This window comes from Pseudomonas sp. 1928-m, from assembly GCF_029269135.1.
Classification (GTDB): domain Bacteria; phylum Pseudomonadota; class Gammaproteobacteria; order Pseudomonadales; family Pseudomonadaceae; genus Aquipseudomonas.
This window is the reverse complement of sequence record NZ_JARIXO010000001.1, coordinates 1108011-1125815: the sequence shown is the minus strand read 5'-3', so window position 1 is coordinate 1125815 and position 17805 is coordinate 1108011. Positions and strand designations below refer to the sequence as shown.

Sequence of the window (17805 nt, the reverse complement as noted above, 5' to 3'; positions counted from 1 at the left end):
ATCAGTTTCTCAACAGCAGTGCACCGTCGATCGGCACATAGCGGCTGGCGGCGCGTACCAGCGATTGCGCGGTCAGCCCCGGCACGCCATAGGCCACAGCCTCAACGTCATAACTGCCGCGAATCTTGTCCAGCAGCAGGTCGAAGTCGCCATCGCCGGAGGCCAGCACCACTTCATCGACACGCGGCGCGGCGTCCATGATGTCGATGGTAATGCCGACATCCCAATCGCCCTTGGCCGAGCCGTCGCTGCGCTGGATAAAGGGTTTGAGTTTTACGGTAAAGCCGAGGTTGCGCAGGATCTGCTGAAACTGCTGCTGCTTCTGATCACCCCGGTCGATGGCGTAGGCGTAGGCTTCGACAATCTGCCCATGCTGGCTGATATCGGCCCACAGCGCGGCGTAGTTGAAATGACAACCATAGGCCTGGCGCACGGTGTAATAGAGGTTCTGTACATCGGCGAATACGGCGATCTTCTTCACCGGTAATCCTCATCATGCGGCTGACGGGCAGAAAGCCCTCAGGTTAAAGTCAGCGCGCAGTATGCCAGCCAACAGCCATGGACGGTCGAAATGCATCCAAGCCCTGCCAATACGCCAGAAATCCCAGCACTGCTGATTATCGATATGCAGCAAGGCATCCAGCGTGTCAGCACACCGCGTAACAACCCGGGCGCCGAAGCCTGCATCGCTCAGCTGCTTGAGTACTGGCGCAGCGCGGGCCTGCCGCTGGTGCATATCCGCCATATTTCCCGTCAGGCCGACTCGGTGTTTGCGCCCGGGCAAAGCGGTGCGCTCTTCCAGCCCGCGCTGGCGCCACGGGCTACCGAGCAGGTGTTCGAAAAGAACGTGACCGACGCCTTTACCCATAGCGGCCTCGAGCGCTGGCTACATGCCCGCGCTATCCGCCGCCTGGTCATAGTCGGGGTGGCCAGTGAGAATTCGGTCGAAGCCACCGCACGCAGCGCCAGCAATCTGGGCTTTATCACCCAAGTGGTGGCGGATGCCTGCTACACCTTCGACAAGACTGACTACTACGGGCAGCTGCGCAGCGCCGATGAGGTGCATGTCATGGCCATGGCTAACTTACGTGATGAATATGCCGAAGTGCTTACCAGCGCCGATCTGCTTGCCGCGTTGCTGGGTGCGACAAGCAGGATCAGCTAGAGTGCGAGCCTGAATTCGAGTACGACCTGCCCCCATGAATATGCTCTCCGCCCTGCGCGACTCCTGGTATTTCTTCAGCCACAACCTGGCGGCGATTGCCCGCCTGTGCCTGCCGCTGATCGTGCTCGAAGGCTTGTTGCTGCAGCAGGTCACCAGCCTGGTGGCCGCCGAATCCGCCACCCTCTGGCGCCTGCTCGCCGGCCTGCTGTTCTACCCGTTGTATAGCGCCGCGCTGATCCTGTTTCTCGACGCACGCAGCCAGGGCCTGCAGCCGCGCGCTCGCGATCTGCTGGCCGCCAGCCTGCGCTTGTGGCCAAGTTTTGCTCTGCTGGCGGGGCTCAATACGTTGGCGATTCTCCTCGGCGCATCGCTGTTCGTGCTGCCGGGAATCTGGCTGATGGTCAAACTGGCGTTTGCCGAATACCTGCTGGTGTTGCGCGGTCTGAGCCCGATGAAGGCGCTGCGCGAGAGCTTCGAGATGAGTAACGGTTACTTCTGGCCCATGCTCGGTTGCATCCTGATCGTCATGCTGCCGCTGTGGCTGCTCGACGGCTGGAGCCACTCCAGCGAAACCTTCGCCGACAACGCCCTAGCCAGCTTGCTGCTGGACTGCGCAAGTCGCTTTTTACAACTATTCTCAAGCGTAGTGCTGTTTCGTCTATTTATGCTGCGCAGCGCCCAGCCCGAAGTCGAGTGAACGCCAGCGACCACCCAAGGAGGACAGGCCCATGGCTGACGCCAACCCCAGCATCCTTTCGCATATTTCCATCGGCACCAATCAGTTCGACAAGGCCACCGCCTTCTACGATCAGGTCCTCGCCACCCTCGGTTGCAAACGCGTACTCGCCCACCCTGGCGCCGTCGCCTATGGCCGCGAATACCCGGAGTTCTGGGTGCAGACGCCGATCAACGGCAAGCCGGCGAGTATCGGCAACGGCAGCCACTTTGGCTTTGTGGCGTCGAACAGGGCTGCCGTACATGACTTCTATCAGGCCGCCCTGGAGGCCGGCGCCAGCGACGAAGGCGCCCCCGGCCCGCGTGCAGAATATGGCGAGCCCTATTACGGCTGCTTTGTCCGCGATCTCGACGGGCACAAGATCGAGGCGGCGTTCTGGGATCTGGAAATGGTCTACGAGCTGTATATCGAGCCACACGAACATTGATGGCTGAAAGCATCGACGCTCAAGGCGCAGCGGACTGGTAGCGCTGCGCTGCCTTGGCGATCCAGCCCTCGGCCTGCATCTGCGCCAGGGCCTGAGTCACCTGCTGGTATTGCGCCTGCAAGCCGCGCTGACGAGAGAAGCCGATATACAAATCGGTACGCGCCTCGGGCTGAAACGCCGCCTTGGCGATACGGCCATTCCAGCGCGCATCACGTAGCTCATAGTCGACCTGGCAATCGGTGCCGATCACCGTTTGCAAGCGCCCGCGCACGAGCATTTCCAGCAGCTGGTTTTCCGTGTTGACCGCGGTTTTACGCAGCTGCTGATCCGAATCAAAGGGGTCGAAATACGCCGATTCCAGCACATGACCAATCGTCAGACCGGCCAACTGGCTATAGCTCTGCAGCGCCTTGGCCTGCGCGGGCGCGGCATAAAAGCGCGGCGCGCAGGCGTAGTACGGCTGCGGCAGGTAATGGATATAGCCTTCCCGCTCAGGGGTTTTCGCCAGCCCGGTCATCAAGTCGGCCTTACCGTTCTGCAGCGCCGCCAGACCGCGCGCCCAGGGTGCGCGCTGCACTTCGAAGCGCAGTCCGGTGCGCTGGCTGAGCTGATCGAGCAAGTCAATGTCCAGCCCGCTCAATGCGCCATCGCCCTCCTGCATACGAAAAGGCGGCCAGATATCGGTCATCACCAGCAGCGCTGGTGGCTCCTCGGCCTGCAGCGATGCGCCGAGTAACAGCAGTAGAGCGGGCCATGCGCGGCGCATCAGGAACGTCCTGCACGCTGCGGCTTCAAGCCGGACAGGCGCGGCAACAGCACCCGCTCGAACAGCCGCGGGAAGAACCGCGCCAGCACCCGCGCGCGCCAGTCGACATTGGACAGCACCAGCAGCCGACGGCGCTTCAAGGCGCCTTGGTAGATCGCCTCGGCAACATCCTGCGGCGAGGCCACCTTGCCCATTGCCAACGGCGGCTGCGCGGCCACCGAGCCATCGCCGACCAGGGCATTCTTGCGCAAATCGGTGGCGGTAAAGCCGGGACACACCAGCATCACATTGACCCCGGAGCCTTTCAGTTCATAACGCAGGGTTTCAAATAGCCCATGCAAGGCATGCTTGCTGGAGTTGTAGGCGCTGCGATAAAGCAGCGGGGCGAAGCCCGACAGCGAGCTGAGCACAATGATCTGCCCACTGCGGGCGATCAGGCTGGGCAGCGCGGCCTTGGTGCAGTGCAGCGCGCCAAAATAGTTGACCGCCATGATCCGCTGAAACACCGCCAGCTCGGTGTCGGCAAAACTGCTGCGGTGGGTAATCCCGGCGTTATTGACCAGCACATCGATGCCGCCGAAACGCTCGACGGTCAGGGCTATCGCCCGCTCCACCGCTGCAGCATCGGCCACATCGCAAAGCACGCCGAGGGCCTCGGCATTGTGGTGATCGGCCAGGTGCTGCACCAGGCTGTCGAGCGCCTGCTGCTGCAGATCAAAGATCACCAGGCGCGCGCCGGCCTGCGCCAAACGCATGGCCAGTGCCCGACCGATGCCGGCACAGCCGCCCGTAATCACCACAACCTTGCGGTCGAATACCTTGTTGGCAAACACCTTGCGGTACATAACCTGTCTCCGACCCAGTTACTGCAAAAGCCGTTACTACAACCTGTTATGGCTGCCATCGCAACAGGGCGGCGTCTGGGTGTGCTTGCAGCCACAAAAGTACAGAGTGGCGTCCTCGTCCGCGTGGTATTTCAGCGGGGTAAAATCGCTGCCTTTATGCTTGCCGTCGCAGAAAGGCTGTGCGGCGCTTAGCCCGCAGCGGCACCAGAAGTAGTCGTTGCCGGCGGTGACCGCAACCGCATAAGGGCTGCGCTGGGCAATCGTTGGGCTATTCATGTGACCTCCTGAAGCACCCGGGCAAGGCGCTGCAACATCGGCAGCGCCACCCATCTCCGGTATGCTCCCTCAGCATAGTTCAACCGCTGGCGAGCCTGTTTATGCCCCTGCCCCGACTCCTGCGCCTTGCCCTGCTCAGCCTGGCCAGCCTGTGCTGCGTGCTGGCGGCGCTGATCTACAGCCTGACCTGGCACCCGGCCGCCCGCGAAACCGCCCCCGTGAGCTGCCAGTCCAGTGCGCCGCAACTGCAACCGGGCCAGGCCCTGAAAGTGATGACCTGGAACATCCAATACCTGGCCGGCAAGCGCTATGTGTTCTGGTACGACCTGGCCGACGGCAATGGCCCCGACCAACGCCCCAGCGCGCAAGACCTGGCGTTTACCCTCGATGAAGTGGCGCGCATTCTGCGTGACGAGCAGCCCGATATTGTCCTGCTGCAGGAGCTGCACAACGGCGCCAAAGCCACCGACTACCAGAACCAGCTGGCGCTGTTGCATGAGCGCCTGAGCGACCTCTACCCATGCAGCAGTCAGGCCTATTACTGGAAGGCCGCCTTCGTGCCGCACCCGCAGATTCTCGGCAGCGTCGGCATGCAACTGGGCACCCTCAGCCGTTTTCAGATATCCCGCGCCGAACGCCTGCAACTGCCGCTGATGCCCGCCAACCCGATCAGCCGCCAGTTCAACCTCAAACGCGCCCTACTGGTCAGCCATCTGCCCATCCGTGGCGGCGGCGAGTTGGTCGCCATCAACACCCACCTGGATGCCTTCGCCCAGGGCAATGACACCATGCAACGCCAGGTGGCCATGACCAGCAGCCTGCTCGACCAGCTCCAGGCCGACGGCACGCCCTGGGTCATTGGCGGTGACTTCAACCTGCTACCGCCCGGCCAATACCAGCGCCTGCCTGCAAACCAGCGCAGCTGGTACAGCCCCACCAGTGAGCTGCAGCAACTGGCTGAGCGCTACCCGATGGTGCCGAGCCTGGAGCAGGCCAGCGGCGCAGAACAGACGCGCTGGTACACCCATTACCCCAACGATCCGGCAGTGACTGGCCCGGATCGTACCCTCGACTACCTGTTCCACAGCCCACAGCTGACGCTACTCGACAGCCAGGTACGCCAACACGACAGCTTAGGCATTTCTGACCACCTGCCGGTGCTCGCCCGCCTGCTGCTGCCGACGCTGGACTAAGCTTTTTCAGCAAGCCACTGGACAAAACTGCTGGCAGTTAGCCATGCTCGGGTTGTGTGACATTTTTATAACGAAAAGACGGCAGATAGCCGCAGTACGTACCCATTTGATGCCACGATTTCTCTGCCTCGCGCTGGCTGTAGCCTTGCACTGCAGCGCCAGCCTCGCCGCTTCTGCCGCCGATGATTCGCGACCATTGGTGCACGTGGGGTATTACGAGTTTCCACCTTATTCCTACACGGACAGCCAAGGGCGCGCCAAAGGCGCCATATTGCAGTTGAGCAAACGCCTGCTGGAACATGCGGGCTATCGCACCACACTGCGCTCCTACCCCAGCGCACGGCTGTACAACGCTATTCAGGATGGCAGCGTACAGGTCTGGCCGGGCGCACCGGGCAAACTGGAATTGCGCGAGCACACCCTGGAAACCCAAACCCTGTTGGGCGAGATCGTGCTCAACCTGTATTTCCGCCGGGACACTCTGATGCCGCGCCTGCCTGACGACCTCAAGGGTCGCGGCGTGATCATGATCAGTGGTTACACCTACTGGCAGACGGTCAACGAAATGCTCAACGACCCGCAACTGGCCGTAGAGCAACACCGCACCGGCACCCACACCGCCGCATTGGAAATGCTCCAGCGCCGCCGCGGCGACTTCCTTCTCGATTACCAAACCCCGGTGGAGCAGGCGCGCAAACGTCTGGGCATGTCCGAGCTGCCGTATGTGGAGCTGCAGCGCATCCCGCTAAAGCTGATTGTGTCCAATAAAGCCCCCGGCGCCGAAGCCCTGCGCGATGCGCTGGATCGTGCCTATGCCGAGCTTCAGGCGGCCGGCGAAGACCTGCGCCTGCCCTGAGGCCTACTTACGCGGCTTGGCCCGCGCGGTGGGCTCGGCGATCAGCGGATCATCCGGCCAGTAGTGTTTCGGGTACCTGCCCTTGAGGTCTTTCTTCACCTCGGCATAGGTGCTGCGCCAGAAGTTGGCCAGGTCCTGAGTCACCTGCACTGGCCGCCTCGCCGGCGACAGCAGGTGCAACTTAACCACCTGGCGACCGCCGGCAATGCGTGGCGTATCGGCCAGACCGAACAACTCCTGCAGGCGCACCGCCAACACCGGCGGCTGCTCGCTGTAATCCAGACTGATGCGCGAACCAGACGGCACCTGCACGCTGCGTGGCGCCAACTCATCCAGACGCTGCGGCAGCGGCCAGGGCAGCAGATTCAGCAACAGGCTGGGCAAATCCAGATTGGCGAAGTGACTGAGCCGGGTGACGTTATCCAGATAGGGTTGCAGCCAACTCGCCAGCGTCGCCAGCAAGGTGGCATCACTGACATCGGGCCATTCGCTGGCGTCTTTGCTGGCCAGATCCAGCGTGCGCAGCAACGCCACCCGCGCCTGCCATTGGCGCAGCTCCGGCGTCCAGGGCAACAGCGCCAGGCCCTTGCGCCGCACAAGGCCGAGCATGGCGCGACTGCGCTGTTGCGCATCAAGCCCGGTCAGCGGCTCACGCGACAGCACCAGCTCACCGACCTTGCGCTGGCGTTCGGCGCGCAGGGCGCCTTCGCGTTCATCCCAATCCAGCACGTCCAGGTTGCTGACCTGCTCGGCCAGCACGCCTTCGAACAACTGCGGCTCCAGCTCAGCGGCCAGGTAGATACGCTCTTCACGCTGCCCCTGGCGGCTACCCAGGTCCGCGACTACCAGCCAACTGTGTTTCATCAGGCCATCGACTTCGGTAAACAGCGCCGCCCGGCCGTTGGCCAAACGGTATTCCGCGCCGCCGTCACGCCGCTGCTGAGCGATGCGATCCGGGTAGGCAAACGCCAGCAACGCGCCCAGCCAGCGTGGATGTTCAGGATCGCTGACCGTTTGCGGACTGGGCCTGCGCTTGAGGTAACCCTGAAACTGCCGGGCCAGTTGCCGCGCGCGCTGCACCCCGCCCTGACTGCCGCGCGCGCCGCGTGACTCACCCGCCAGCAAGGCCAATCGGCTGTGCAGATCAGCGCCCGCGCCACGCAGAATGTCGCGTTCGCCGAGCAACGCAGCAAGATCGCAGGCCAATGGGCCAAGACCCAACTCCTGACCGCGCAGCAGCAGATGGGCGATACGTGGATGAGTCGGCAGCTCAGCCATGGCCTGACCGTGAGCGGTCAGTTTGCCCTGGGTATCCACGGCGCCCAGCCGCCCCAACAGCTCCAAAGCCTGGGCATAGGCAGCCGCCGGTGGCGGATCAAGCCAGACCAGTTCGGCCGGCTGCACGCCCCAGCGCACCAGCTGCAAGGCCAGGCCGGCGAGGTCGGCCTGGAGCATCTCCGCCGTGCCGTATGCAGCCAATTGCTCATGCTGCGCCTGCGACCACAGCCGATAACAGACGCCCGGTTGCAAGCGCCCAGCCCGCCCGCTGCGCTGAGTGGCCGAGGCGCGGGAAATACGCTGGGTGTCCAGACGGGTCATGCCGCTGTTCGGGTCAAAACGCGGCACCCGCGCCAGGCCGGCATCGATTACCACCCGCACGCCATCGATGGTCAGGCTGGTTTCGGCGATATTGGTCGCCAGCACCACCTTGCGCAGGCCAAGTGGTGAAGGCTCGATGGCAGCGCGCTGGGCGCTAAGATCCAGTTCGCCATGCAGCGGGCAGAGCAGAATGTCGCGACGTCCGGCCAGGGACTCTGCCAGTTGTTCATTGACCCGGCGAATCTCCGCCTGCCCCGGTAGAAACACCAGCAGGCTGCCCGGTTCATCGGCCAGCGCCTGCAGGATGGTCTGCAGCACTTTCGGCTCGACCCACTCGCCCGCCTGCCAGGGCGCGCCCCAGCGGATATCCACAGGGAACATCCGCCCTTCGCTGCGCAGCACCGGCGCATCGCCGAGCAGGCTCGCCAACCGCTCACCTTCCAGGGTTGCCGACATCAGCAGCACCTTGAGCGGCAGTTCGCCGGAGTCCGCACCACGAAACATCGCTCGACCATTCAGGCACAGCGCCAGCGCCAGGTCCGCATCCAGACTGCGCTCATGAAATTCATCGAAGATCACCAGGCCGACGCCTTCCAGCGCCGGGTCGTCCTGCAGCCGCCGCGCCAGAATGCCTTCGGTGACCACTTCGATACGGGTGCGCGGGCCGACCTTGCTGTCCAGGCGGATGCGATAACCGACGGTTTCCCCCACCGCCTCACCCAGCTCACTGGCCAAGCGCTCGGCCGCCGCGCGCGCCGCCAGCCGCCGAGGCTCAAGCATGATGATGGTCTGCCCGGCCAGCCAAGGCTGCTCCAGCAGCGCCAGTGGCACGCGGGTGGTCTTGCCGGCACCGGGCGGCGCTTCCAGCACCGCTTCGTCACGCAGAGCAAGGGCCTGACACAGCTCAGGCAGCAGCACATCGATTGGCAGGGAATTCATGCGGGCTCCATTCAAGGCGCGGGATTATAACGGCGAACCTGTAGAGCATTGGCGCTGTCTGAGTGTTAGGTATGGCTGCGCGAAATAGCGCTGGCAGCGCCTGACGCAGCGGCATTGCAATACAGGCATTGGTATAGTTGCGCCACTTTTTCCATGGAGATGTTCAATGCGCACCCAAACCCGCGTTATCGGTGGCCTTATCGTCGCCGCGTTGCTCACCCAACTGACCGCCTGCGGCACCCTGTTCTTCCCGGATCGCCGCGGCCAAATCGAAGGCCGCATCGACCCCATGGTGGCTGGGCTTAACGCTATCGGCATCCTGTTCTATGTGATCCCAGGACTGATCGCCTTTGGTATCGACTTCGCCACCGGCGCGATCTACCTACCGGGCGGCCTGACCTCGCAAGTTGACCCGCAAGACCTGCAGAATGTGGTGGATGCTGACGGCAAGGTCGATCCGATCAAGCTCAAGGCACTGATCGAAGTGCAAACGGGCCACAGCCTGCCGCTCGATGACCCACGCCTGATTCAGCACAGCGGCAGTGCGGAGCAACTGGCAGCCTATGGTCTGCGCCCAGCAGCCTAAGCCCGGAAACAGCAAGCTCGAACTGAAAGCCCGTTTTCCGACGGGCTTTTGTTATTTAGCGCTAGCCTTGGCAGAACGTCCCCATTCTGGATAGCCCGTGAATATACAACCGCAACACGCCCGCCTGATGCGCCTGGCGACCTTCGCTGCGCTGGCGGCTGCGCTTACGCTGGCGCTGGCCAAAGCCATTGCCTGGTGGCTCAGTGGCTCGGTCAGTCTGTTGGCAGGGCTGACGGACTCGCTGCTCGACGGCGCCGCCTCGCTGCTCAACCTGATCGCTGTGCACTACGCCCTGCGCCCAGCCGATGAGGATCACCGCTACGGTCACGGTAAGGCCGAGGCTCTGGCTGGCCTTGGCCAGGCGCTGTTTATCGGCGCCAGCGCGGTCTTAGTCGGCAGTCACGCCATTGATCGCCTGCTCAATCCCGAACCGATTGGCGCACCGGCCCTGGGCATTGCGGTGATGCTGCTGTCGCTGGCGGTGACCATCGCCCTGCTGTTATTCCAGAGCCATGTGGTCAAGCTGACCGGCTCCACGGCGATTCGCGCCGACTCGCTGCACTACCGTTCGGACCTGCTGCTCAACAGCAGCATCCTCCTGGCGTTGCTGCTGGCCAGTTACGGCTGGCCGCAACTGGACGCCATCTTCGGCATCGGCATTGCGCTGTATATCTTCTGGAGCGCCATCAGCATCGTCCGCGAAGCAGCCACCGTGTTGATGGACCAGGAGCTCGACCCGCAGATCAGCGCGCAGATGCACAGCCTGGCCTGCGCCGTGCCCGGCGTGCTGGGCGTGCATGACTTGCGCACGCGCCTCTCCGGCACCCACTGGTTCGTGCAGTTGCATGTGGAGTTGCCAAGTGAACTGAGCCTGCTGCATGCGCACGGCCTGTGCGAGCAGGTTGAAGCGGCGATCCGCAGCGAGTTCCCCCGTGCCGAGGTACTGGTGCATGCCGACCCGAGCAGCGTGGTAAAGCACGCGGCGGTCTCATAAGGGCCAACTGACAGGCGACAAAAAAGGGGAAGGCCTGCAGGCCTTCCCCTTTTTTGCGTGTCCGTCATTGTGGCGATGGTAACGCCTTTTCTTCGCCTGCCTGGTTGGGCAGTGCGGACCCGGGTGCCGTGACGATCCGGTGGGATCGGCGGCGACCGCTCACCTGATTGGGCGAAGCGGCTGGACGTATCGTCCGGGCCTTGAAGTTGAGGTAAAGCTTACGCCTGCCGACGCAGTGAAAGATTGCGAACATTGCTCAAATACCCACCACTTGCGCAATTAATCACCACAAGCGCATCATCCTGCACAACCTAATATCGAAAGCACGGCAAATATGAACAGACTTGATCGTTATGACCTGAATATCCTCGCCGAATTGCAGCGCGACGCCACCCTGTCCAACCAGGAGCTGGCCGAACGCATCGGCCTGTCGCCCTCGCCCTGCTCGCGGCGGGTCAAACAGCTGGAAGATGATGGCTATATCCTCGGCCAGGTCGCACTACTCGACCGTAAACAGCTCGGCCTGACGCTGACTGCCTACGTGCTGATCGGCATGGACAAGCACACCCCTGAGCGTTTCGAGCATTTTCAGGAAGAAATCCGCAAATGCCCGCAAGTACTGGAATGCTGCCTGGTCACCGGGATGGACGCCGACTACCAGCTCAAGGTGGTGGTGCCGGACATGGATCACTACCAGAAACTGCTGCTGGGCACCCTGACCCGTATCGAGGGGGTTTCCAGCGTGCGTTCCAGCTTTGTGCTGCAGCAGATTCTCTCCAGCACCCAACTGCCGCTGCAGCACCTGCGCGGCTGATCGCCGCACCCTCGTTATGTGCGGCTGGCAGGGCCGTCCCCGGCGCGTATAATCGCGCCCCTCTGGCGAGCGCAGCGCGCCCGCCTACGCATCGATTTTCGGCACCCAGCCGAGCACCTGCAGGTTCACGAGGCCCGAATGGAAACCGAACAGTTCGAATCGCTGATGATGTACGCACTGGTCGGCGGGCTGATGGTGTTTATGTTCTTCATCATCTGGGACCTGGCGAAAACCTCCAAAGCCGGCCGCCTGGGTACAGCGATCCTGTTCCTCGGCCTGGGCCTGTGCCTGTTTGCCTTCCTGGCCAAGCCGATCATCACCTACATCATCGAAACCGCTCGCGACATCCACGGCTAGCAAACCGCCGCACGCCAACTACGGCACGTCCAGCCGCAGCCAACCGCGCTAGAATGCGGCTTTCCGCCGTTCCCCAGGAGTATTCATGTCCCCCACCGACCGGGTGATGCAGAGCTATGGCCGCTGCTGCGCCAGCCCTGATTTCTTCGACAGTTTCTACCAGCACTTTCTTGCCAGCTCACCCGAGGTGCGCGAGAAGTTCGCCAACACCGAGATGAACGGGCAAAAGCTGCTGCTGCGTCAGGGCATTCTCAACCTGGTGATGCATGCGCGCGGCATGCCTGACACCAAGCTGCGCGCCCTGGGCTGCAGCCACTCCCGCGCCGCCATGGACATTCGCCCAGAGCTGTATGTGCTGTGGCAGCAAGCACTGCTGCAGACCATCGGCGAGCATGATCAGCAGTACTGCAGCGAAACCCGTAGCGCCTGGAATGAGGTGCTGGATAAAGGCATCGCCGTGATCAAAGCCGGTTACTGATCAATCCAGCCGGGCCGGCACTTCGCGCCATTGCCCCGGCTGCAAGCCGTCCAGGCTGAACGGGCCGATACGCACGCGCACCAAGCGCAGCGTCGGCAGGCCCACGGCCGCCGTCATACGCCGCACCTGACGGTTGCGCCCCTCGCGAATCACCAGTTCCAGCCAGGCCGTCGGGATGCTTTTGCGAAAGCGCACCGGCGGGTTGCGCTCCCACAACTCGGGCGTTTCCAGTAACCGCGCTTCAGCTGGCAAGGTCGGCCCGTCATTCAATTGCACGCCATCACGCAGCTGCTGCAATTGCGCTTCGCTCGGTTCGCCTTCCACCTGCACCCAGTAGGTTTTCGCCAGCTTGTGCTTGGGGTCGGCAATGCGCGCCTGCAGACCGCCGTCATTGGTCAGCAGCAACAGGCCTTCGCTATCACGGTCCAGCCGACCGGCCGGGTAAACGCCGGGCACATCGACAAAATCCTTGAGGGTGGCGCGGCCCTGCTCGTCGTTGAACTGGGTCAGCACATCGAAGGGCTTGTTCAGCAGCAGCAAGCGCGGCTCGGCGGGTGGCGCCTTGGCCACACGGCGCACGGCAGCTTTGCCGCTGTGCGGACGAGAGGACGCAGGGCGAGGTGGGCGCGACATAGGTGATCCAGCAACAGGTTACGAAGCGGCCAGTGTAACCGAGGCCACGGTTGGACTATCAGGCTGAGTGATCCGCGCAGCCTGCGCCGACGTAGCGGGCTATGCTGGCAAGGTTGTGTTTCCCGTCCCGAGGCCATTGTTATGAGTTCGTCCGAATCCATCGTCGAAACCTTTACCGGCTGGGCCGCCAAAGCCCCCGGCGCGCCCCTCGAACCGCACACTTATGACCCCGGCCCGCTCGGCGCCGAAGAGGTGGAAGTGGCGGTGGAATACTGCGGCATCTGCCACTCCGATCAGTCGATGATCGACAACGAATGGGGCAATGCGCGCTACCCCTTTATCCCCGGCCATGAAGTGGTCGGCAGCGTGGTGCGCCTTGGCCCGCAGGCGCGCGGCCTCAAGCTCGGCCAGCGGGTGGGCATCGGCTGGTACAAGGGCAGCTGCATGCACTGCAGCTCCTGTATGGAAGGCTCGCATCAGCTGTGTGGCACGGTAAAACCAACGATTGTCGGCAGCAACGGTGGCTTCGCCGACCGTTTGCGCAGCCACTGGGCCTGGGCCGTGCCACTGCCGGACGGCCTCGATCCAGCCCTGGTCGGCCCGCTGTTCTGCGCCGGCTCCACGGTGTTCAGCCCGCTACTGGATTTCGACGTGAAACCCACCGACAAAGTCGGCGTGGTCGGCATCGGCGGCCTCGGTCACCTGGCGCTGGGCTTCCTCAATGCCTGGGGCTGCGAAGTCACCGCCTTCACTTCATCGCTGAGCAAGCAGGACGAAGCCAAGCGCCTGGGCGCACACAAGGTGGTGGCCTCGACCGACAGCGCGGCACTCAAGGCGATTGCCGGCAGCCTGGATTTTCTGCTGGTCACCGCCAGCGCCGACCTCGACTGGAACGCCATGCTCGGCACCCTGCGCGGCAAAGGTCGACTGCACTTTGTCGGCATCGTACCCAGCGCGATCCCGGTGCATGTGTTCAGCCTGATCCCCAAGCAGAAGAGCCTGTCCGGCTCGCCCGTTGGTTCACCGGCCAACATGGCGAAAATGCTCGAGTTCTGCGCGCGCCATCAAATCCTGCCGCAGGTCGAGCAATTCCCCATGAGCAAGGTCAACGAGGCCATCGACCACCTGCGCGCCGGTAAAGCGCGCTACCGCGTGGTGCTGGATGCCAGCAAGTGACAACAGGGGCAAATCAGTCGCATGATTTGCCCCTTTTTCACCGCCTCATGAGCCACACATGCCACACCAGATCGAAACACCCAGCGCCACCGACTTCCCGCGCATGCTTGAAGTGTGGGAGGCGGCAGTACGCGCCACCCATGACTTTCTCGAAGAGCACGATATTCAGCTGCTCAAACCCTTGTTGATCGAGCAGTACTTTCCCCAGGTTCAGCTCAGTTGCATCCGTGGCACGGATGGCAATGTCTGCGGCTTTCTCGGCTATGCCGAGGGCAAGGTAGAAATGCTTTTCGTTGACCCACAGAAGCACGGTACGGGCATCGGTCGAGCACTGCTCAGCGATGCGGTGACACGCCTCGGCGCGAACCAGGTCGATGTCAATGAACAGAACCCCAAGGCACTGGGTTTCTACCTGAGCCAGGGCTTCGCAGTAGCAGGCCGCTCACCGCTGGATGATGGCGGGCGGCCTTTTCCGATTCTGCACCTGCGCCTCGCTTGATGCGTTAGCGGAACGGCGGCTCGTCGAAGCTGCGCAGCTTGCGCGAATGCAGCGAGTTGAGCTGGTTGCGCAGCAGATCGAGCGCGGTGATGCCGATATGCAGGTGCTGGGTGACTGCGCGCTCGTAGAACGCGCCGGCTGCGCCGGGCAGTTTGATCTCGCTGTGCAGCGGCTTGTCCGAGACGCACAGCAGCGTGCCGTAGGGCACGCGCAGACGATAACCTTGGGCGGCGATGGTGCCGCTTTCCATGTCCACGGCCACGGCGCGGGACAGGTTGATCAGCGGTCGCTCCTGGGCCCAGCGCAGTTCCCAGTTGCGGTCGTCGTAGGTCAGCACGGTGCCGGTGCGCAGGCGCTTCTTCAGCTCATCGCCCTCTTCACCGGTCACCAGCTTGGCCGCTTCCTGCAGCGCCTGCTGCACTTCGGCCAAGGCCGGCAGCGGAATATGCGGTGGCAGCACCCGGTCGAGGATGCCATCGCGGCGCATATAGGCGTGGGCCAGCACGTAGTCGCCGATAGTCTGCGACTGACGCAGGCCACCGCAGTGGCCGATCATCAGCCAGCAATGCGGGCGTAGCACGGCCAGGTGGTCGGTGATGTTCTTCGCGTTGGATGGGCCGACGCCAATATTGACCAGGGTGATGCCGTGGCCGTCGTCGGCCTGCAGGTGGTAAGCCGGCATCTGGTAACGGTGCCAGATGACGTTCTCGATGATCGCCTGCATCTCGCCTTCGGCCATGCCGCGCTCGATCACCACGTTGCCCGGCAGCACCATGCGGTTGAAGCGCGACTCACCGACCAGCATGTCCAGACCATGGCGGATAAATTGGTCGACGTAGCGGTGGTAGTTGGTCAGCAGAATCCACGGCTGCACATGCCGCCAGTCGCTGCCGGTGTAATGCACCAGACGGCGCAGGGAGAAATCCACCCGTGCCGCATCGAACAGCGCCAGGGGCAGCGGGTCGGTGTTTTCCCAGTCGTACAGGCCATCGGCGGTGCCGTCGGTGGCGGCAGACAGATCGGTACTGGGGAACACCCGCGCCAGTTCGGCGGCGGTCACCCCGGAGCCGGCCAGCTCATCGCCCTGCTCGACCACATAAGGATAGGGAATATTCTGCTGGCTGATGCCCACTTCCACGCGCACGGTGAAGTCGCTCATCAGCGGGCGCAGCTGCTCCAGCAGGTATTTACGGAACGCCGCCGGATGGGTGACGGTGATGCTGTAGGTGCCCGGCACCTGCACCTTGGCGTAGGCGCGCACGGTGGTCGGCACTTCGCCCTGACACAGGTAGATCAAACGCAATTCGGGGTAGCGAAACTGGCACTGCTGGGCGGCATCGGGTTTGACACGCTCTTTCAGGTAGCGCTTGAGCGCCTGGCTAAGGGCGGTGGTCGCCTGCAGGTGCAAGGCGGCCAGACGATCCACCGCTTCTTCAGCGGTATTGGCGACAATAAAGTCATCGGAACAAGGGTTCACAAGGCACCTTCCTGGCTGATCTCAATGGCTCTATCTTGCCCTGATCCGCCGCGCTTGCGATAGCGCGGCGTTGCTCGCGCAGGCTACTTGAGCAGCGCTTGCAGATCCTCGGGCAGCGTCTGCGGGGTCAGCGGACCGACCCGGCGTGTACCCGGATTACCCAAGGGAAACAGCCCCAGCAATGAGCCAAGACTGCCGGGGATGCGCAGCAGTTGCGCCAGACCCTCGGCCCAGTCACGCTGACGCCAAGCCCAGGCCAGCATCCATAGGTGGCTGCGCAGGTGTTCACTGAAATAGCGCTGGCCGAGAATATGCGCCCGCTCCAGATGGCGCAGCTCGGCGGCGGGGTCAAGGCCGCGCTGGGCGCGGGCCAATTGGTATTCCTGCCAGAAGGCTTGTTCGCGGGTCATGGCAACGCTCCTCTCTATTAAGCTGCGTTGCCAGTCTGCAAGTGCGGGGCGGCACCCAGGTCAAGCAACAACAGCTAATCTTCAGCAACCCAATTATCTAGAGGAAAACGCATGCCGCGCGCCCTGCTCACTCTTGTGCTGTGCCTGTTACCCAGTGTTCTGCTGGCCGATAGCCTGGACGGCCATTACCTGACCACGCTGGACGGCCAGCCAGCCGAGATGCACCTGCGCAGCCAGGGCCAGCAGGTCACGGGGGAATATGTGGAGGGCGGCAGGTTGCGCCTGCAGATCAGCGGCAGCTTTGACGGTCAGCTGCTCAGCGCGCAGATCAGCGAAGCGCAATCCGGGCAGTTGATCGCCAATATGAATGCCACCTACGCCAACGGCGTGCTCAACACCCATATCGCCGCGCGCAATCCGACGACTGGGGCAACCCTGGAGCGCAAGGCGCTGTTCCACCGGCAAAACCTTAGTGCTGCAGCGGCCACGCCAAGTAGCAACCCGAGCAGCAACGCAACACGCGACCCGGCGCTGATCGGCACCTGGGTGCACGAGAAGATCATCAACAGCGGCGGCGCCAGCTTTGCCTCGATGACCACCCAGATGATTCTGCAACTGAGTGATGACGGCAGCGTTTCGCAATGGACACGCAGCGTGGCAGGTGGCGCCGACTGGAACTACGACAGCCCTGGCGAGCTGCAATACAGCGGCCGCTGGCAGAGCAACAACGGCCTGCTGGAGGTGCAGATGCAGGGCCGCAGTGACTACCAGCCTGCCGCCTACTATCGCTTCAGTGACCAGTACCTGGTCACTGAGAGCAATACCGGCAAGCTGATCTGGCAGCGTCGCCGCTAAGTGATCAGGCCGGCTGGTGCAGACGCGCGTTGAACAACGGCCCGCGGCTATAAGCCGACAGCGCCTTGGCGGCGGCCAGCACACCCAGATCAACCAGTGGCTCAATCAGGATCACGCTCATATAGGCCAAACCGAAGCTGCCCACCGCCGCCAGGTTCTCGCCAGAAAAGCCGTTGCCGTAGAACGCCCAGAAGCCGACCCAGGCAACGATACCGCCCTGATAGGCCGTCGACAGCGCCAGCGCCTGCTTGTAGGAGAGGTCCACGTATGCGGTGCCCGGCGCGATGATGCGCTTGGCCAGCAGGCTGATAGCCCACAGCGGCACCAGCAGCGTGGTGACGTTCATGCCGTACTGCGGCAGGTCAAACTGGGCAAACAGCAAACCCTGCAACAACAGGCCAAGCGCCAGACCGATAGCCGTGGCACCGGCACCGAACAGCAGAAGCAGCGTCGAGCCCAGAATCAGATGCACCTCGGAGACGCCCACGGGGTGATGCGGCAATACCTCGAAGAAGCAGAACACCAGGGCAGTGGTCAGCAGGCTACGCAGCGCCAGGGCGGCAGCGCCACCGTTGCTGCGTACGCTGTCGAGGGCAAGCTTGGCCGTGAGGCCAAAGGCACCTGCGGCGGTTGCATAACTAAGAAAGAGTTTGGCGCCAGTAACGACTTCGGGTTCGATGTGCATAGAGATTCCTGTACCGCGCCCACCGCGCGATGATCTGGA

22 protein-coding genes are annotated in these 17805 nt (G+C 63.0%); 13 read left to right on the top strand and 9 right to left on the bottom strand.

Annotated elements, in window-relative coordinates; all coding sequences use genetic code 11:
- Window position 1: 1 nt before the first annotated feature.
- Window positions 2-481 carry an NYN domain-containing protein gene (locus P3C18_RS05005; protein WP_275960757.1) on the bottom strand — a complete coding sequence of 160 codons (480 nt, stop codon included), beginning with the start codon at window positions 479-481 and terminating at the stop codon, window positions 2-4.
- Window positions 482-571: 90 nt separating this feature from the next.
- Here P3C18_RS05005 and P3C18_RS05000 point away from each other — a divergent pair, with 90 nt between their 5' ends.
- Genes P3C18_RS05000 through P3C18_RS04990 form a run of 3 tightly spaced genes read left to right on the top strand, consistent with a single transcriptional unit; the run spans window position 572 to window position 2328 of the window.
- The gene (locus tag P3C18_RS05000) at window positions 572-1165 is read left to right on the top strand and encodes a cysteine hydrolase family protein (RefSeq protein WP_275960756.1); all 594 of its coding nucleotides are present in this window, start codon (window positions 572-574) and stop codon (window positions 1163-1165) included.
- Between the two features lie 34 nt (window positions 1166-1199).
- Window positions 1200-1862, top strand: coding sequence for a YciC family protein (locus tag P3C18_RS04995; RefSeq protein ID WP_275960755.1), 663 nt, complete (start codon window positions 1200-1202; stop codon window positions 1860-1862).
- A gap of 31 nt (window positions 1863-1893) precedes the next feature.
- The gene (locus P3C18_RS04990; protein WP_275960754.1) at window positions 1894-2328 is read left to right on the top strand and encodes a VOC family protein; all 435 of its coding nucleotides are present in this window, start codon (window positions 1894-1896) and stop codon (window positions 2326-2328) included.
- A gap of 19 nt (window positions 2329-2347) precedes the next feature.
- On the opposite strand, the gene P3C18_RS04985 is transcribed toward P3C18_RS04990, so the two are convergent.
- Genes P3C18_RS04985 through P3C18_RS04975 form a run of 3 tightly spaced genes read right to left on the bottom strand, consistent with a single transcriptional unit; the run spans window position 2348 to window position 4215 of the window.
- The gene (locus P3C18_RS04985; protein ID WP_275960753.1) at window positions 2348-3094 is read right to left on the bottom strand and encodes a transporter substrate-binding domain-containing protein; all 747 of its coding nucleotides are present in this window, start codon (window positions 3092-3094) and stop codon (window positions 2348-2350) included.
- Entirely contained in the window at window positions 3094-3939 is an 846-nt protein-coding gene (locus tag P3C18_RS04980) for an SDR family oxidoreductase (RefSeq protein WP_275960752.1), read from the bottom strand. The genes P3C18_RS04985 and P3C18_RS04980 overlap by 1 nt, the downstream gene beginning before the upstream one ends.
- Window positions 3940-3975: 36 nt before the next feature.
- Entirely contained in the window at window positions 3976-4215 is a 240-nt protein-coding gene (locus P3C18_RS04975) for a CDGSH iron-sulfur domain-containing protein (RefSeq protein ID WP_275960751.1), read from the bottom strand.
- Between the two features lie 101 nt (window positions 4216-4316).
- Between P3C18_RS04975 and P3C18_RS04970 the strand changes: the two genes are divergently transcribed.
- Window positions 4317-5408 carry an endonuclease/exonuclease/phosphatase family protein gene (locus P3C18_RS04970; RefSeq protein WP_275960750.1) on the top strand — a complete coding sequence of 364 codons (1092 nt, stop codon included), beginning with the start codon at window positions 4317-4319 and terminating at the stop codon, window positions 5406-5408.
- 109 nt (window positions 5409-5517) lie between these two features.
- The gene (locus P3C18_RS04965; RefSeq protein ID WP_090249180.1) at window positions 5518-6264 is read left to right on the top strand and encodes a transporter substrate-binding domain-containing protein; all 747 of its coding nucleotides are present in this window, start codon (window positions 5518-5520) and stop codon (window positions 6262-6264) included.
- A 3-nt stretch (window positions 6265-6267) separates the two neighbouring features.
- Here P3C18_RS04965 and hrpB read toward each other — a convergent pair whose 3' ends face one another.
- Window positions 6268-8802, bottom strand: a complete 2535-nt coding sequence (hrpB, locus tag P3C18_RS04960) for an ATP-dependent helicase HrpB (protein WP_275960749.1) — start codon at window positions 8800-8802, stop codon at window positions 6268-6270.
- Window positions 8803-8968: 166 nt separating this feature from the next.
- Here hrpB and P3C18_RS04955 point away from each other — a divergent pair, with 166 nt between their 5' ends.
- The 5 genes from P3C18_RS04955 to P3C18_RS04935 all read left to right on the top strand — a co-directional run bounded on the left by P3C18_RS04955 (window position 8969) and on the right by P3C18_RS04935 (window position 12031).
- Window positions 8969-9388, top strand: a complete 420-nt coding sequence (locus tag P3C18_RS04955) for a polyribonucleotide nucleotidyltransferase (protein ID WP_090249184.1) — start codon at window positions 8969-8971, stop codon at window positions 9386-9388.
- Between the two features lie 97 nt (window positions 9389-9485).
- Window positions 9486-10382 (top strand): cation diffusion facilitator family transporter, encoded by an 897-nt coding sequence (locus P3C18_RS04950; RefSeq protein ID WP_275960748.1) that lies wholly within the window; start codon window positions 9486-9488, stop codon window positions 10380-10382.
- Between the two features lie 334 nt (window positions 10383-10716).
- Entirely contained in the window at window positions 10717-11196 is a 480-nt protein-coding gene (locus P3C18_RS04945) for an Lrp/AsnC family transcriptional regulator (protein WP_090381951.1), read from the top strand.
- Between the two features lie 138 nt (window positions 11197-11334).
- The gene (locus P3C18_RS04940; RefSeq protein WP_275960747.1) at window positions 11335-11553 is read left to right on the top strand and encodes a DUF2788 domain-containing protein; all 219 of its coding nucleotides are present in this window, start codon (window positions 11335-11337) and stop codon (window positions 11551-11553) included.
- 85 nt (window positions 11554-11638) lie between these two features.
- Entirely contained in the window at window positions 11639-12031 is a 393-nt protein-coding gene (locus P3C18_RS04935) for a globin (RefSeq protein WP_275960746.1), read from the top strand.
- Here the strand turns inward: P3C18_RS04935 and P3C18_RS04930 are convergent, their stop codons facing one another.
- A complete protein-coding gene (locus P3C18_RS04930) occupies window positions 12032-12601 on the bottom strand; it encodes a pseudouridine synthase (protein WP_275961583.1) in 570 nt (189 codons plus the stop codon).
- A 204-nt stretch (window positions 12602-12805) separates the two neighbouring features.
- Here P3C18_RS04930 and P3C18_RS04925 point away from each other — a divergent pair, with 204 nt between their 5' ends.
- On the top strand, window positions 12806-13840 hold the full coding sequence (locus P3C18_RS04925) for an NAD(P)-dependent alcohol dehydrogenase (RefSeq protein ID WP_275960745.1): 1035 nt from the start codon (window positions 12806-12808) through the stop codon (window positions 13838-13840).
- Window positions 13841-13898: 58 nt separating this feature from the next.
- Window positions 13899-14339, top strand: coding sequence for a GNAT family N-acetyltransferase (locus P3C18_RS04920; RefSeq protein ID WP_275960744.1), 441 nt, complete (start codon window positions 13899-13901; stop codon window positions 14337-14339).
- Window positions 14340-14343: 4 nt separating this feature from the next.
- Here the strand turns inward: P3C18_RS04920 and amn are convergent, their stop codons facing one another.
- Both amn and P3C18_RS04910 read right to left on the bottom strand, forming a co-directional pair.
- Window positions 14344-15816, bottom strand: a complete 1473-nt coding sequence (gene amn, locus P3C18_RS04915; protein WP_275960743.1) for an AMP nucleosidase — start codon at window positions 15814-15816, stop codon at window positions 14344-14346.
- Between the two features lie 83 nt (window positions 15817-15899).
- Window positions 15900-16226, bottom strand: coding sequence for a DUF3703 domain-containing protein (locus P3C18_RS04910; RefSeq protein WP_275960742.1), 327 nt, complete (start codon window positions 16224-16226; stop codon window positions 15900-15902).
- 111 nt (window positions 16227-16337) lie between these two features.
- Between P3C18_RS04910 and P3C18_RS04905 the strand changes: the two genes are divergently transcribed.
- Window positions 16338-17081 (top strand): hypothetical protein, encoded by a 744-nt coding sequence (locus tag P3C18_RS04905; protein ID WP_275960741.1) that lies wholly within the window; start codon window positions 16338-16340, stop codon window positions 17079-17081.
- A gap of 4 nt (window positions 17082-17085) precedes the next feature.
- On the opposite strand, the gene P3C18_RS04900 is transcribed toward P3C18_RS04905, so the two are convergent.
- Window positions 17086-17766: an energy-coupling factor ABC transporter permease gene (locus P3C18_RS04900; protein ID WP_275960740.1), complete on the bottom strand. Its 681-nt coding sequence runs from the start codon at window positions 17764-17766 to the stop codon at window positions 17086-17088.
- Between the last annotated feature and the right edge of the window lie 39 nt (window positions 17767-17805).